This window comes from Clostridium tanneri (genome assembly GCF_033659955.1).
GTDB classification, from domain to species: domain Bacteria; phylum Bacillota; class Clostridia; order Clostridiales; family Clostridiaceae; genus Clostridium_AM; species Clostridium_AM tanneri.
Window position 1 is genome coordinate 41,336 of the sequence record NZ_JARUJP010000015.1, and the last position, 14,914, is coordinate 56,249.

At 32.6% G+C, this 14,914-nt stretch carries 16 protein-coding genes and 1 pseudogene; 4 read left to right on the top strand and 13 right to left on the bottom strand.

Annotated elements, in window-relative coordinates:
• The first annotated feature begins 255 nt into the window (after positions 1 to 255).
• A complete protein-coding gene (locus P8V03_RS12890) occupies positions 256 to 3,294 on the top strand; it encodes a vitamin B12-dependent ribonucleotide reductase (protein WP_318798404.1) in 3,039 nt (1,012 codons plus the stop codon).
• Positions 3,295 to 3,406: 112 nt separating this feature from the next.
• Here the strand turns inward: P8V03_RS12890 and P8V03_RS12895 are convergent, their stop codons facing one another.
• The 5 genes from P8V03_RS12895 to P8V03_RS12915 all read right to left on the bottom strand — a co-directional run bounded on the left by P8V03_RS12895 (position 3,407) and on the right by P8V03_RS12915 (position 7,636).
• Positions 3,407 to 3,643, bottom strand: a complete 237-nt coding sequence (locus P8V03_RS12895; RefSeq protein WP_318798405.1) for a DUF6448 family protein — start codon at positions 3,641 to 3,643, stop codon at positions 3,407 to 3,409.
• A gap of 88 nt (positions 3,644 to 3,731) precedes the next feature.
• Complete coding sequence (locus P8V03_RS12900) at positions 3,732 to 5,186, bottom strand: sensor histidine kinase (protein WP_318798406.1); 1,455 nt, start codon at positions 5,184 to 5,186, stop codon at positions 3,732 to 3,734.
• Positions 5,167 to 5,871 carry a response regulator transcription factor gene (locus P8V03_RS12905; RefSeq protein ID WP_261672739.1) on the bottom strand — a complete coding sequence of 235 codons (705 nt, stop codon included), beginning with the start codon at positions 5,869 to 5,871 and terminating at the stop codon, positions 5,167 to 5,169. Before P8V03_RS12905 ends, P8V03_RS12900 begins: the two co-directional genes overlap by 20 nt.
• A gap of 135 nt (positions 5,872 to 6,006) precedes the next feature.
• Entirely contained in the window at positions 6,007 to 6,750 is a 744-nt protein-coding gene (gene srtB, locus P8V03_RS12910; RefSeq protein WP_318798407.1) for a class B sortase, read from the bottom strand.
• Between the two features lie 148 nt (positions 6,751 to 6,898).
• Positions 6,899 to 7,636, bottom strand: coding sequence for a DUF6448 family protein (locus P8V03_RS12915; protein WP_318798408.1), 738 nt, complete (start codon positions 7,634 to 7,636; stop codon positions 6,899 to 6,901).
• Positions 7,637 to 8,012: 376 nt separating this feature from the next.
• Between P8V03_RS12915 and P8V03_RS12920 the strand changes: the two genes are divergently transcribed.
• The 3 genes from P8V03_RS12920 to P8V03_RS12930 all read left to right on the top strand — a co-directional run bounded on the left by P8V03_RS12920 (position 8,013) and on the right by P8V03_RS12930 (position 9,798).
• Complete coding sequence (locus P8V03_RS12920; RefSeq protein ID WP_318798409.1) at positions 8,013 to 8,927, top strand: helix-turn-helix transcriptional regulator; 915 nt, start codon at positions 8,013 to 8,015, stop codon at positions 8,925 to 8,927.
• A 164-nt stretch (positions 8,928 to 9,091) separates the two neighbouring features.
• Entirely contained in the window at positions 9,092 to 9,514 is a 423-nt protein-coding gene (locus tag P8V03_RS12925) for a hypothetical protein (RefSeq protein ID WP_318798410.1), read from the top strand.
• The gene (locus tag P8V03_RS12930; protein ID WP_261672733.1) at positions 9,511 to 9,798 is read left to right on the top strand and encodes a Dabb family protein; all 288 of its coding nucleotides are present in this window, start codon (positions 9,511 to 9,513) and stop codon (positions 9,796 to 9,798) included. Before P8V03_RS12925 ends, P8V03_RS12930 begins: the two co-directional genes overlap by 4 nt.
• Before the next feature lie 154 nt (positions 9,799 to 9,952).
• Here P8V03_RS12930 and P8V03_RS12935 read toward each other — a convergent pair whose 3' ends face one another.
• The 8 genes and pseudogenes from P8V03_RS12935 to P8V03_RS12970 all read right to left on the bottom strand — a co-directional run bounded on the left by P8V03_RS12935 (position 9,953) and on the right by P8V03_RS12970 (position 14,914).
• On the bottom strand, positions 9,953 to 10,204 hold the full coding sequence (locus tag P8V03_RS12935) for a hypothetical protein (RefSeq protein WP_318798411.1): 252 nt from the start codon (positions 10,202 to 10,204) through the stop codon (positions 9,953 to 9,955).
• On the bottom strand, positions 10,201 to 10,572 hold the full coding sequence (locus P8V03_RS12940) for an SHOCT-like domain-containing protein (RefSeq protein ID WP_261672729.1): 372 nt from the start codon (positions 10,570 to 10,572) through the stop codon (positions 10,201 to 10,203). Before P8V03_RS12940 ends, P8V03_RS12935 begins: the two co-directional genes overlap by 4 nt.
• Before the next feature lie 22 nt (positions 10,573 to 10,594).
• Entirely contained in the window at positions 10,595 to 10,960 is a 366-nt protein-coding gene (locus P8V03_RS19155; protein ID WP_346432511.1) for a DUF2089 domain-containing protein, read from the bottom strand.
• A gap of 311 nt (positions 10,961 to 11,271) precedes the next feature.
• Positions 11,272 to 12,018: an ABC transporter permease gene (locus P8V03_RS12950; protein ID WP_318798413.1), complete on the bottom strand. Its 747-nt coding sequence runs from the start codon at positions 12,016 to 12,018 to the stop codon at positions 11,272 to 11,274.
• Entirely contained in the window at positions 12,005 to 12,736 is a 732-nt protein-coding gene (locus P8V03_RS12955; RefSeq protein WP_318798414.1) for an ABC transporter ATP-binding protein, read from the bottom strand. The genes P8V03_RS12950 and P8V03_RS12955 overlap by 14 nt, the downstream gene beginning before the upstream one ends.
• Positions 12,737 to 12,787: 51 nt before the next feature.
• Positions 12,788 to 13,552, bottom strand: coding sequence for a MerR family transcriptional regulator (locus P8V03_RS12960; RefSeq protein ID WP_318798415.1), 765 nt, complete (start codon positions 13,550 to 13,552; stop codon positions 12,788 to 12,790).
• Positions 13,553 to 13,731: 179 nt separating this feature from the next.
• Positions 13,732 to 13,965: pseudogene (locus P8V03_RS12965) on the bottom strand (flavodoxin family protein); the annotation flags it as partial.
• A 25-nt stretch (positions 13,966 to 13,990) separates the two neighbouring features.
• The gene (locus P8V03_RS12970) at positions 13,991 to 14,914 is read right to left on the bottom strand and encodes a MerR family transcriptional regulator (protein WP_318798416.1); all 924 of its coding nucleotides are present in this window, start codon (positions 14,912 to 14,914) and stop codon (positions 13,991 to 13,993) included.

The window sequence follows — 14,914 nt, forward strand, 5'->3', positions numbered from 1 at the left end:
ATACAGTATTTTTCCTCTAATTATTACATTAAAATATTTCCCTTATAAAGTCGTAAATATACCTTTTACATTTTTTATCAAAAGCCGTATAATTTCTAAAGCCTATATTCAAAATGTATATTAGTAGTTCTCATTGAATTTCTGTTAAATCTGCTTTATAATAATAAAGACACTATATATAGTGTGCAGAAATTAACTACACTACTATATATAGTGATTGTTGTAAATACTTACATACAGGGAGGTAGACTTCTATTGGATTCTATAAAGAGTTTATTTAAAAGATATTATACAAAAGAATTAGAAATACATAGCGATAAAACAGTTTACGATTTATTTAAGTGGAAAAAGGTTGATGTATTTTTAAAAGACCATAAAACAGATAAAGTATTAGTTGATATGAAAGAATTGGAGTTTCCAGAACATTATTCTCAAAATGCCTGCGATATTATAGCTTCAAAATACTTCAGAAAGGCTGGAGTTCCAAGTGAAACTGGCTATGAGAACAGTATGAGATCTATAGCAGATAGAATGGTTAATTTTTGGTGTCAGTCACTAAAGGATGAGGGAATAATTAAAACAGAAGAAGAAGCATCCATTTTTTACGATGAAGCCGTTTATACTTTATTGAACCAAATGTATGCACCTAATTCCCCTCAGTGGTTTAACACTGGTCTTGCTCAATCCTATGGTATAAAAGGTACTAAACAAGGTCATTTTTATTTTGATGAGAAGGAAGGAAAGGTAGTAGAAAGTTCGGATAACTATTCAAGAACTCAAGCCTCAGCTTGCTTCATATTATCTATTGAGGATAAGCTTCTAGGTCCTCATTCCATATCGGAGCAGTATGTAACAGAAACAAAGCTTTTTAAAGGCGGTTCTGGTACTGGTACTAACTTTTCTCGTATAAGAGGAAAAGGTGAAAAACTTTCCGGCGGCGGTGTATCTTCAGGACTTATGAGTTTCTTAAAAGGTCTTGATAGAAATGCAGGCGCTATAAAGTCTGGTGGCACTACAAGAAGAGCTGCAAAAATGGTATGCCTTGATGTAGATCATCCTGAAATCATGGATTTTATAACCTGGAAAGCAAAAGAAGAAAATAAAGTAAGAGCCCTTGGAAAGATGGGGTATGATATTGATATAGACGGAGAAGCATATGAAACTGTATCAGGACAAAACAGCAATAATTCTATAAGATTTTCAGATTACTTTATGAAAAAGGTTGAGGACTTAGAAAAAAAATCCGATGAAACAATAGATCTAAAAGGAAGAGTTGATTCAAAGGTAAATAAAACTGCTAAGGTTTCTGATATATGGGAAGCTTTTAACTCCTCTGCTTGGAACTGTGCTGACCCTGCTCCACAGTTTGATGATACCTTTAATGCTTGGCATACTTGTCCAGCGGGAGAGGATGGTGTTGTAAATGCAGATTATAACAAAATTAACTCTACAAATCCTTGTGGAGAATATGCCTTTTTAGATGACTCCTCCTGTAACTTAGCTTCTATCAACATATATAAATTTTATGATGTAAATACTAATAAATTTGATGTAGAAGGATACCTACATGTTATAGGTCTTACTCAGTTAATTCTTGAAGCATCAATTCACTGGGGGCAGTTCCCGACTGCTGATATTGCAAGAAAAACCTACCTGTTTAGAGCAACAGGACTTGGAGTTGCTAATATAGCTTCCTTATTCATGGTTATGGGCTACCCTTATGACTCAGAGGAAGCTAGAACTTTGGCTGCAGCTTTAATTGGTACTCTTACCGGTTATTCTTACTATGTATCCTCACTTATGGCTAAAGAAGTGGGCTCCTTTGCAAAATTCGAGATAAATAAGCCTCACATGATGAGAGTTATAAGAAATCATGCTAGGGCAGCTGGAGTTAACTTAGATTTCCTAAGTAAGGCTAAGGACGCTAGGTTTAACCCTGAATTTGAAGGTTTAAACTACGAACCTATAAAGGTTGACCATGAGAACTTAAATAGAGAAGGATTGAATTATATAAGTTCCGCTTTAAAAGACTCTTGGGTTAAGGCTCTTCAATCCGGTAGTGAAGCTGGATTTAGAAACGCTCAAGTTTCTGTTATAGCTCCAACAGGAACTATATCCTTTGCTATGGACTGCGGTGCTACATCTATAGAGCCATTTTTCAGCCATATCGTATATAAGAAGCTTTCTGGCGGTGGATTTATGACAATTATAAATCCTGTTATAACTATAGCCCTAAAGAAGCTTGGCTACACTAAAGATCAAATAGAAGACATTTTGAATTACGTTCTTGAAAAGGAAACAGTAAATGAAAATGGGTTTAGTTATGAAAAGATTTTAGATGGCAAAATAGAGGGTGCTCCCCATTTAAAAGAAGAACATCTTCCTATATTTGATACATCAAATCGTTGTGGAAGTGGTGAAAGATACATAGCACCAATGGGTCATGTGCTTATGGTAGCAGCAATAACACCATTAATATCTGGTGCTATATCTAAAACTGTAAACCTACCTAAAACTGCAACAGTAGAAGACTTTAAAAAAGTAATTTTATCTTCCTGGAAGCATGGGGTAAAGGGAATAACCTTATATAGAGACTCCTCCAAGGCAGCTCAACCTTTAAATACCAGCTTAGGAGATAACAATGATACAAAACTTGAGAATCTAACTTATCAGCAGCTTCTTGCTAAAACTAGAGAGCTGCAAAAGGGAGTAAAGTATTCAAGACGGGATAAACCTGTAGGCATTCGTCAGGGTACTACTCATCCTGCTCAAATTGATGATGTTAAGATTTATACTACAGTGAATAGACGCCAAAATGGTGAAATATCAGAAATATATATAACAACGGATAGAGAAGGTACAATAATTACAGGACTTCTAAATTCACTATCCAAGTCAATTTCTGTAATGCTTCAATATCATGTAGCTCCTCAAGATATAGCTAGAATGTTAAGAGGACAAAAATATGAGCCTTATGGCTTTGTACAAAAGCACCCTTATATAAAATATGTATCATCCATTTCAGATTTAATAAGTAAGGTTATTGACATTGAGCTTGGAGATTTCTCAAGGTGTCAGGTTAAGCCTGAAAATTATAATGAAGATACAATAGGTTCAAATACTGAGGCTGCAGTAGATTCTTTAACTTCCAAGGACGGCGAGGTTAAAACTAAAAAGGTAGATGGCGAAAGAGTTTATGGTTCTACTTGCTCTACCTGCTCCAGCACTAGAATGGTGAGAAACGGAACCTGCATGGTATGCTTGGACTGTGGATCTACTACTGGCTGCAGCTAGGAGGAAAAGCATTAGCCTTTACTGATACAATTAGGAGCTTTACTAAAAAGAGAATGCTTATCCATTAATATCCAAGTAATTCAATAAAAAATCACTACTTAAAAATATAAAGTTAAGTAGTGATTTTTTGTAAATCTCCAGCATCAACATTGTTTACATCAAAATTCTTTAGATTCATTACCTCTTCAAATCTCTCTATTAGTTCGGGCATTCTTTCTTCAGGTACCATTCCTTCCAATGGAGATAAGTTTCCAACTTCAATAGCTTTATCTGCTGTCAATACTACTTCATCTATAGGAGTTCTTACTGGCCTTAAACCTTCATAAAAATATAATTTAATCCTTAGCACAAAGCTTTAGTTTTGTACTTGATTAAGTATGATTTTATTTTAAAGATTTATTTTGGACTATATAGGGACTATTTGTGAACTTTTTCGTTCACTGCCTTTCTTTAACAGGTAAACTAAAACTAAAAATAGAACCTTTTCCTGGGAAACTTTCTGCCCATGCCCTACCTCCTAAAAGTTCCATTAGTTCTTTTACTAAAGATAGTCCTAAACCTGACCCTTCTTTAGATAAAGGTCTTGCATCATTAATTTTATAAAACCTTTTCCAAACATTAGGTAATTCTTCCGGAGAAATTCCTATGCCTGTGTCTATAACATGTACATTAACCTTACCGTCACTTATATCTGACTTAACTAATATTCTTCCGCTCTTTGGAGTAAATCTTACAGCATTTGTAACATAATTAATAATTACTTGTTCTATTAAATCTTCATCTCCTATTACTTTAGGTAAATCCGCTGATTTCTCTAGTTCTAAAGAAAGATCATTTTCCTCAGCTAATGGTTTTAATCTATTAACAGCTTTTTCAATAACCTCATTAATAGACAACTGTCTTTTATTTATCTTAACATGTCCAGCTTCCATCCTAGATAAATCTAAAAGACTATTTACTAGCTTGTGTAATCTTAATGTTTCTTTAAGAACAATCCTGAGATATTTCTTTTCCTGTTCTTTTTTATTTATAACTCCATCAAGAATTGCCTCAATATATCCTCTCACTGAAGTAAGGGGAGTGCGAAGTTCATGAGATGCATTTGCTACAAACTCTCTTTGCATCCTTTCCATTTCAATCATTTTATCTTTTTCCTGTTCTAAGTCTCTTAAGGTTTTATCTAGCTTTACTGTCATATAGTTAAATGTTTCAGCTAATTTTCCTATTTCGTCATTAGAAGTAAATTTAACTCTCTGAGTAAAATTGCCTTTAGCCATTTCCAAAGATATTTCTGTTATTTCTTTAATAGGTTTTGTAATGTTTCTTGATATAAAAAAACTTACTGAAGCTAAAACAATAACTGCTATAACACCAGCAAGAATCACAATTTTTAGAGCTTGAGAAATGCTATTATTAATGTCTGAAAGTGGATTACAAACAAACACCGCTCCTCCTATATTACCTTCAACATATATCGGCAAAGCTACAGACAGAACTGGGTCAGCTGAATATCTTATATTCCCACGATTTATAACTATTTCTCCATTAAGTGCTCTTCTTATCTCCTCACTTTCCGGACATTCATTATCAGGATTATCAATCTTACTTGGACCACTAATAATATTTCCTTCTTTGTTAACAATCCACATACGTGAAACATTGATTTTATTATAAACCTTTATTGTCTCATCAATTTGAGCAAAATCCTTATTTTTTATGTTAGTACTTACAACTTTGGATATTTCTTTCCCTTGAGTAAGAAGCTGTTGTTCTCTAATTCCATAGTAATAGTTATTAAAGAAAACATAAAATAGTGAACTTACTATTCCAATAGCAAGTAATATTAATAAAAGATAAGTTAAAAAAAGTTTACTAAATAGATTTCTCTTCATTTTTCACTACCTCAAATTTATACCCTACTCCCCAAACTGTTTGTATATAGGTGTATGGATGATTGTTTTCCATTTTTCGACGTAACCTTTTTACATGAGTATCAACAGTTCGTGAATCACCTAGGTAATCATAACCCCAAATTTTATTTAGTAGCTGATCTCTTGTAAAAACTCTACCAACATTGCTTGCCAATAACCATAGCATTTCAACTTCTTTTGGAGTGCTTACTATTTTAACCCCATTAATAATAATTTCATATTTAGAAAAGTCAATTATAAGATATGGAAAGTTCAAAATATCTTTTTCTTGTTCCTCGTTCCTCACTCTTCTTAAAATAGCCTTAACTCTTGCTGCTACTTCCCCTGGTGAAAAAGGCTTAGTTACATAATCATCACCACCTAAATTAAGTCCAAGAATTTTATCTGATTCTTCTCCCTTTGCAGAAAGCATTATTATAGGTGTATCCATATCTTTTCTTAGTTCTTTAGCCACCTGCCATCCATCCTTAAGAGGAAGCATAATATCTAATATAATTAAATCTGGTTTGAATTTCCCAGCTAACTCTAAAGCCTTTAACCCATCACCTGCTGTCTCTACTACAAATCCCTCTGCCTCTAAGTATAGCTTAAGAAGTTCTGATACATTTTCTTCATCATCTACAACAAGAACTTTTTTATTTTCCATATAAAACCTCCACGATTAAATATATGTTTTATTCTCTATACGATTAACTGCTATAACAGTTTCAATCTGTTATCTTTACTATAATATCATATTCCATAAAAATATCTGTAACTTATGTTACAGTTTAGTTTCAACCTATTTAATCAACTTGAAATGTACTACAAATCTAGCATTTTCGAACTCATAACTGCAAGTTGACAATGTAAGAATTACATCCTTTGAATTTAGAGTTGTGTCATTTACATACAAAGATTTCTCTTTTATACTCTTTAAAAATTCATTGACCTCAACATCATCTTTAAAATCAGTTTTTATGTAATTAAAATCTGTGCCTGTTACGTAGGCAGAAAAAACCTGCCATTTATATTGTTCACCTAATATGTTAAAGCTGATAATCTGATTGTCCTTAAAGAATTTTTCATCTTTATACAGCTTTAAATCACCAAACATTGTTCCATCTTTCATATGATGACCATATATAATTATATTTTTTTCACCGTTAACAAAGTTTTCAAGATTCTTGTTACGGTAATCCACAAAAATACTTCCATAATTACTGGATTCTTTTTCAAAATTATGATTAAGGTAATACTCATTATCCTTACCCTGAACTACAGGATAGTTAATTCTAGTGTTATTTATATTAAGCCATCCTACAGCATCTTTGTTAACTTTTAAAAGAGGCTCCATAAACTGTTGACCTTTATCCTCATTCTTACTTACTTTGCTTTCATTATAAATTGTAGTTATGCTTTTATTTAATTTATCATTACGGTATTTATCTACCAATCTATACCCTGTCATAATAGCAGAATAACTAAATACTATAAGCAGCGTAATGAAAAGTATTCTTTTAAAAATTTTTAATTTTAAATTCATAACCTTACCTCTTATTATTGTGTATTACTAGTTATAAAAAAATTTCCCTCACCGAATAAACATCGAGGAAGGAAATATTATAGTACTTATTAGGATTATGTTTTCAAAATCCTACTAGAATAGGTTCATGTAATTGATACAGTTATGTTTATTTAGATTTTTTCTTTAATCCTAGAGCAAGAGCTGCAAGTCCTGTTACTGCTGAGGTAGCAACAAATGGTATTGTTCCCATATCTGCAGTTTTCGGATTGCTAACTTTTTGGCTTTCTCCAGCTTCAGCATGTGCACTCTCTTTAGCTTCACCATGAGCAGCATGTCCTTCTTCTTCACCTTCAGCAAATTTAAAGAAACTTACATAAGCTTCTATATATTCTCTTCCAGCATCAACATTGTTTACATCAAAATTCTTTAAAGCCATTACCTCTTCAAATCTCTCTATTAGTTCGGGCATTTTTTCCTCAGGTACCATACCTTCTAATGGCGATAAGTCTCCAATTTCAATAGCTTTATCTGCTGCCGCTACCTTTTCATCAATAGGAGTCCCTACAGGTTTCACACCTGTGAAAGGAGCACCTTCTCCTGCTCTGTGAACTTTCACTAGCTCTTCAAAGAACTTCTTATCAGCAAGATCCTTTGCTTCAGCACTTACTTCCTTAGCTTTTATAGCTTGTTCAAACACCTGTGTTATTTCTTTTTCATTTTCCGGTTGAACCCATTTTAATGCATAATTAACGTTATTACTCTCCAACGCCTTTTTTGCATCTGAAATAGTAGGTCCCTCCATAGTATCACAATGAGCGCTTGCCATTACAGGCAATGCTGCAACAATGGAAAGAGCCATTAAAGACCTTCCAATAAACTTAGCTGCTTTTGTTCCTGTTTTCATAAAAAATTTCCTCCTTAAAATATACTAGGTTATTACGTTAATATCTCGTTGGGTATGTTTTTATTTTATGGAGCAAATTTGAACTACATAGGGACTATTTGTGAACTTTTTTGTCCATGTATTATTAACAAACAAATCTTAATCACTGGCTCTTTTTTCGGATTTAATTATAAAAACGACCAACTTTTTAGGTGACATTTCAATTATCATACGTATCTACTATTTGAAATGTACTGCATTACATAAAATCTTAGAAACAGTTATGTTGTTTATAGGAAATGATGAGAAGACTAAAACATACTTTCACAATAAAATCACATAATATGACATAGTGTTGTCAAGTTATATGATTTATATTTTTAAGTGAGGTGATGTTATGCAGATAAGTAGATTATTTCAAATCATATATATTCTGCTTGAAAAGAAGTCCGTAACAGCAGGCGAACTGGCTAAACATTTTGAAGTATCTGTGAGGACTATATATAGGGATATTGATGCACTTAGCCAAGCAGGTATTCCTATATATGCAAGCCAAGGTAAAGGTGGAGGAATCTCTCTGCTTGATAATTTTGTGCTTGATAAATCACTGCTTTCAGAAAAAGAACAGGATAAAATTCTGCTGGCTCTTCAAAGCTTGTCGGCAGTCCAATATCCCGAACTTGATGATGTGCTATCAAAATTGAACAGTCTTTTCAAGAAAAGTAATATAAACTGGATTGAAGTAGACTTTTCTAATTGGGGAAAGGACAAAAAGCAGAATGAAGTTTTCAGCCTTCTTAAAGACACCATACTTGAACATATGGTAATTACTTTTTCCTATTTCAATATAAATGGAGAAAAAAGCTACCGTAAAGTTGAACCTTTTAAACTGCTCTTTAGAGACAAAGCCTGGTATCTACAAGGATATTGTCTGCAGAAAATGGCACTCAGAACATTTAAAATAAGTCGTATGTCTGATATCCATATCACTGAAGAGTCTTGTACACACCAAAGTTCACAGGAGCTTATGACTAAATCTCTAAAGGAAGCATGTAGCGAGCAGGTTAAGCTGACTCTGAAAATATCACCTGAAGGAGCCTACCGTGTATATGACGATTTTGAAGAAGAAAATATAATAAAAAACAATGATGGCTCCTATACTGTGATTGTTTCCCTGCCCGGTGGTGAATGGATTTACAGTTATCTTTTTTCTTTTGGTACAATGCTGGAGGTGATAGAACCTGAAAGTGTTCGTAAGGAGATTTCAACTCGCTTGGATAACATGGTAAATAAATATCGTTTTAAAACCTGACACACTGTGGTCAAGTTATATTAGTTATACTAAGTAAGTAATATAACTTAAGAACAAGGAGGTATTTCTATTATGGGAAATAATTCACCGTTATTTGATATAAGCAAAGAACTTGAGGGTAACCGGGTACTTGTAACTGGCGGAACCTGAAGAAGTAACTGAACTTGTTGCTTTTCTTACTTCATACAGAGCTTTCTACAGCAATGAGCCTCTTTGGTTATACAGATTTTTCTGATGAAAACCCCTTGTTTAAGAATGCAACCCTGACGGTTAATCCGGAGGAACTTAAGATTGGAGACAGCTGTGAATTGAATTATTCACTAGATATAGCATGGAACACCCCTGCACATATCCGTTTAGAATATGGCATTGACTTTATAAAATCCAATGGTCGCTCTTCCCGCAAGCTATTTCTCTTATCGGATAAAACTGTACCCGGTAGTGCACACTTGTCAGGAACACGCACTCACAGCTTTGCAGACCTTACAACACGTAATCATTACCCAGGCATTCACCTGATTACACTATTTGTGAACGGAAAAGAATCCGCTCAAACTATACTAAATATTACAGGAGGTAAAAAATGATTATAAACAACTTACTTTTAAAATTAAAAAGTAGAGATACTGAAAATATTAAAAAAACACAGGAAGTTCTCTTAGGTATGAAAGGAAAAATAGAAGTTCTTTTAGATATACAAGCTGAGTTAAATGTTCGCCCCAGCCAAACAGCTTATGACATAATTCTAATTACCAAATTTGCATCAATGGAAGATATGAATGCATACCTTACTCATCCTGCACACCTGGAAGTTGCAAAATTTATAGGAAATGTTCTCGATACTCAAGTATCTGTATGTTATGAAATATGAAAAATCAAAAGTTGATATATTAGTATTTATAAAGGACTGCACATAAGCAGTCCTTTATGTCAATGTTCCAGTAAATTATTTAGCTTTTACAGTTAAGCCGTAAAAAAGAAGATTACGTCTTAACTTGTTGCACAAAAAGTTGGAGACAAAACATTTAAACGACTATTATTACCTCAGTACCATCCTCTGTCTTCACTTCTACAAGCTTTAACCCTTTATAAGATTTTAATGCATCAAAGCCCTTTCTAAGTTCCTGAAAGTCAATGCAATCAATATATTTCCTTTGCTCTACAGGAATATACCTTCTTGCAATGGACACTCCCAAACTGAGGACAGCCTTCACGAGTCCTATTGGGGCTGGAATGTTAAAACTTCTTTTAGTATTGAGTCTTACATAAATTCTCATTCAATGGAAACCTCAACTATATCTCCATTACTGCTTTTTACGTCCACTATCTTTCCTTCAAGGCCTGAATCAATGGCTTCCATAATCATTTTTATATCTATCCCATCTTGATCTGAAACACCTGGTATCTTAATGTTATTAACAGCATTGCCTATGGCCTTTAAAAACTTAACCGGTACGTTCACATTTACAGTATCTTTTGTAGCTGACAGCACTATAACTTTAAGCATTTTATCTAAATTTCCTGTTACCGGCAACTGCTTTACATCAGCGGACTTATTAAGAGCTTCAATTAGCTCCGCAGCCTTATCTAAATCAATTTTACCTTCTTCAAACATTTTTAAAATTCTCTTAACTTCTTCCTTCATCTATAACCCATCCTTTCAAAATTTAATCTTCTTTCATCATATTTACAGCCTGTTCAGCTGATATTTCACCTTTTTCAAGCATATCAAGTATTTCCTTACTACCTACCGTAGGCTTTTTTACTACAGAATATCCAAGAGCAGAAACCACTTCATCCAGTTTGGCCCTCACGGTAGGATAGGATATGCCAAGCTCTTTTTCAACATCCTTAATATTTCCTCTGCACTTTAAAAAAACTTCCATAAAATTAAGATATTCTTCATTTAAATATTCGAATTTTGAAAACTCAAAGTCATTCTCAATTACTGTACTACATTTGCTGCATCTGAGTTTTGCAATTTTTAATTTTGAATTACATACTGGACATTTGCTTATTACTCTATAAGCCACAATTATCCTCTCCTTTTCTATATTTTTATTGTAATACCAAATTACAATAAATTCAATATATAAATTAAAAATATCAATTAAAATATTAATGATAATTAAAAATATAAATATATAAATTAATATTTTTAATATATTTGCAGCAAAAAACAGATATGCTAATATAATTGCTTTAACATACCTGCTTCTGATGTATAAATGACTATTTTTATTTAATTTTAACAATGGCATATTTCTACTTAGTGACTCTTCTCTAGTTTTTTACCAAAACACTCTCATCGATTTTCCTTATAGGGACTTCTGAAACTTAAAAATTATTCCCATTTAAAAAACTTAATAGATATCCCGCCACAAACCACTGTAAGTATAATAATGGTAATGTAAATTGGTATTACTGAATCATTTATGTTTAAATTAAGTGAGGCACTTTTTAAAAGCTTTATACCCTGAGTTAAAGGAAAGATATCTGCCACCCTTTGAAGCACTGTTGGCATAACCTCATATGGTAATGTTGCTCCTGAGAATATAAGCATAGGAAAATATAGCACACTTGCAATTACACCCGCAATTTTAGTATTTTTCGCTATTCCTCCCACCATAAATCCAATACTGAACATTGATATCATTACTAGTGCATATGCTCCTAAAAAATTTATCCATGAACCTCTAAATTGAAAATCGAAAAATATTCTTGCTGTTAAGTAAACAAGCACTAATGAAACACTGGCATATAAAGTATATACCACTCCTTCGGCTACTAAAATCATAGAAGGGCTGACTGGAGTTACTTTAAATCTTTTTAATATTTTTCTTTGACGATATTCAGATAATACTAATGGCAACCCCATTACCCCTCCTGCACATATTGCAATGGTTGATATAGCAGCAAAGGATTGCTCCAGGAATGTAAAATCTGCTCCAGGAAATGCGGGCTTACTACCATAAATAACACCTAGAATAGCAGTTACCACTACTGGCATACAGATTGCAAAGATAAACATATCCATGCCTCTTAGTGATAGCTTTAATTCAGTTTTTAGCATTGCTCTAAATACTTTCATCCTCCACTTCCTCCTCATCTACAAACCATAAATAAGCATCCTCAAATTTTTCATATGGACTTAGCGATACTGCTTCTTCTACAGTTCCATGGAAAGCTATAACTCCATTTTTTAAAATACATATTTTATCGCACAGAACTTCAACCTCATCCATAAAATGAGATGTTAAGAAGATTGTAAGACCTTGCTTCTTTAAATTTAATAAGCATTTCCAAACATCTCTTCTAGCCTTTACATCTAGTCCTGTTGTAAGCTCGTCTAGGAATACTACCTCTGGGCTTGGAATTAACGCTAGTATAATAAATAATCGTTGTTTTTCTCCTCCAGATAGTTCTCTTACTAGATTTTTAACCTTATCCTGAAGATTAAATTCCTTTAGTAGTTTATTGTAATCTAATGGATTTCTATAGAGAACTTGGGTTATTTCACACAACTCTTTCACTGTAATCTTATCTTGATAATTAGATTCTTGAAACTGTACCCCAACCTTCTGAAACAGCTGTTTTCTTTCTTTTTTAGGATTCATACCTAGGATAGATACCTGCCCATCATCAAAACTCTTTGTACCTAAAATACACTCTATAGTAGTACTCTTCCCTGCCCCATTGGCCCCAAGCAATCCAAATACCTCTCCTCTCTTAACTGTTAAACTAACATCTTTCACCACTTGAACATCTCCATAGGATTTATAAAGGTTTTGAACTTTTATTGCTTCCATGTGTTATTCCCTCCTTTCGATAAAAGAATAACACCAGCACAAAGTCTGGTGTTAAAGTGTAGAGTTTATATTAAATTCATTTTTCATATATTCTAATTGTTTCAATATACTATGAGCATTTTTTTCTGCATCACTTAATGAAGTAAGAAGCTTGTCGCATGCTGTAACAATCTCCTCATCCTTTTGGGGTTTATTAATCACCTCTCTAATATCGATTTCCTTACTTTCTGATATGGCATTCATCATTCTTAAAATTGCTGAAAGAGAATAGTTAGCACAACGTAATGTGCGTATTATCTTTAATCTATTAATATCACTTTCAGTATAAACTCGATATCCATTCCGCTTTCTTTTAACAGTAAGCAAACCATTCATCTCCCAATTTCTCAATGTATCCATTGTAACTTGTAGATAGTCTGCAGTTTGCTTTCTTGTGAAAAATATATTGTTATCTTCAACGTCTATACCTGATAAAAGCTTCCTTGAAAGTTCTATGGCTTCTTCTGCATTTTTTTGCTCTTGTTTTATCTGATTAATATAATCGTTTGTACAGTTAATTGCTTCTTGAAGCTCCCCCCTAGCAGATAACTTAACAACATTGATTATCTTTTTTCTAAGTCCATTTTGCAGAACCTCTACTTTAAAGGCTGTTCTAGCAAGGTTAAACTGCTCTATATGATAATCAGTAAATACTCTATAACCATTTGGCAATCTACTTGCCTCTGGTATTAATTTAAGCTTTTCGTACAAACGTACAGTGTTGGAATGTACCCCAACTCTTTTAGCTACATCTGCAGTTTTATATATCCTGTCCATACTATTTACACCTCCATGTTATTATCATAACACTTATGCAAAGTCTGGTGAAATAGTGGAGAGTTTTATTTGCTTCTTGTTGAATTTGTTTAAACATATATTATTCTTACTATAGGGTATTTTTACTTGTAAAAAACGCCCTAACCATTGATATAACTAGGTTAAAACTATTTTTGTCACTTCCAGCCTAATTCTTCTAACATATTATTGGCAAACTTAACGCCTTCCGCACCTATCTTAGGATCAGGATTCCCTTGAGTAAATATTGTTATTAACTTTTTACCTGGATACTTTGGCTTATAATCATTCCCAAGCATTGGGAATGTATGATCAAACCAAACTTTTGATTGTCCTGTAATTGTATAATAATATATTGGAGACCCAAATACGATAGCATCGGCTTCCTTAATGGCTGGACTTTTATAGAAAATAAACCTTCTATTTTTTAATTCTTATTATTCTCATATTTTCATCATATTTAATACCTAGTTCATTAGACATTAATTCGTTTAACTTAATAAGCTGCTTGTGATATTCTCTATACTCCTTGCTTAATATCTTCATGTTAGGTACAAATATATCATAGTATCCACTACTATTAAAAAACTCATTAAGTTCCTTTTTAAACTTATAAAACGGATTCATTACTTTTAATAATGATTCATCATTTTGCTTATCTATATTATCTAATATTTTTTTCTTATATGACTTTAATTCCTCACCTTTAGCATTTAACATATTATTTATTTCATTTCTTGTGTCATCACTTATTCTTTTTGCCATTTCATCTGTTGTATTTTCATATCCACTCTCAACTATTCTAGGTATCTCCAGTTCTGGAACATTATCTAAAAACTCAACAATTTCAATCCATGCTTTATATTTTTCTGCTGTATCTAAAGGTCCATTCAAATATGGTGCAAAATGATATGCTAAATACTTTCCTATTCCACTTGGAAAAACTCTAGCTAATTCTCGCTTAATAAACTCTCCATTATTTTTTTCAATTTCTATAATCTCCTCATTTAGTTCCTTTATAGTTTTTTCATCAAAATTATTATTTATAATTTTTTCCAAATATATTTTTTCCATTTTTATCTGAATTTCTTTTTTCTGCTTCTCCTGAATGATATTATTAAGTATGTTCTTTTTATCTTTACTTATTAACACTGTTTTAATATCTTTAATTGCTATATCTAATTTTCTATATAAAGAAATCTCATTTAATAATACTATATCATCTACTGAATACTCTCTATATCCATTACTATTCTTTTTAGATTTTATTAATCCTTGTTCCTCATAATAAGATATAGCTTTCTTTGTTAAACCAGTTAAACTACAAACTTCACTTATTAACAT

Coding starts and splice junctions, on each gene's coding strand:
- P8V03_RS12900 (WP_318798406.1), bottom strand. CDS start 5,186: ATGAAGAGAAATCTATTTAGTAAACTTTTTTTAACTTATCTTTTATTA.
- P8V03_RS12960 (WP_318798415.1), bottom strand. CDS start 13,552: ATGGACAGGATATATAAAACTGCAGATGTAGCTAAAAGAGTTGGGGTA.
- P8V03_RS12950 (WP_318798413.1), bottom strand. CDS start 12,018: ATGAAAGTATTTAGAGCAATGCTAAAAACTGAATTAAAGCTATCACTA.
- P8V03_RS12940 (WP_261672729.1), bottom strand. CDS start 10,572: ATGAAGGAAGAAGTTAAGAGAATTTTAAAAATGTTTGAAGAAGGTAAA.
- P8V03_RS12915 (WP_318798408.1), bottom strand. CDS start 7,636: ATGAAAACAGGAACAAAAGCAGCTAAGTTTATTGGAAGGTCTTTAATG.
- P8V03_RS12920 (WP_318798409.1), top strand. CDS start 8,013: ATGCAGATAAGTAGATTATTTCAAATCATATATATTCTGCTTGAAAAG.
- P8V03_RS12930 (WP_261672733.1), top strand. CDS start 9,511: ATGATTATAAACAACTTACTTTTAAAATTAAAAAGTAGAGATACTGAA.
- P8V03_RS12935 (WP_318798411.1), bottom strand. CDS start 10,204: ATGAGAATTTATGTAAGACTCAATACTAAAAGAAGTTTTAACATTCCA.
- srtB (WP_318798407.1), bottom strand. CDS start 6,750: ATGAATTTAAAATTAAAAATTTTTAAAAGAATACTTTTCATTACGCTG.
- P8V03_RS12905 (WP_261672739.1), bottom strand. CDS start 5,871: ATGGAAAATAAAAAAGTTCTTGTTGTAGATGATGAAGAAAATGTATCA.
- P8V03_RS12970 (WP_318798416.1), bottom strand. CDS start 14,914: ATGTTAATAAGTGAAGTTTGTAGTTTAACTGGTTTAACAAAGAAAGCT.
- P8V03_RS12955 (WP_318798414.1), bottom strand. CDS start 12,736: ATGGAAGCAATAAAAGTTCAAAACCTTTATAAATCCTATGGAGATGTT.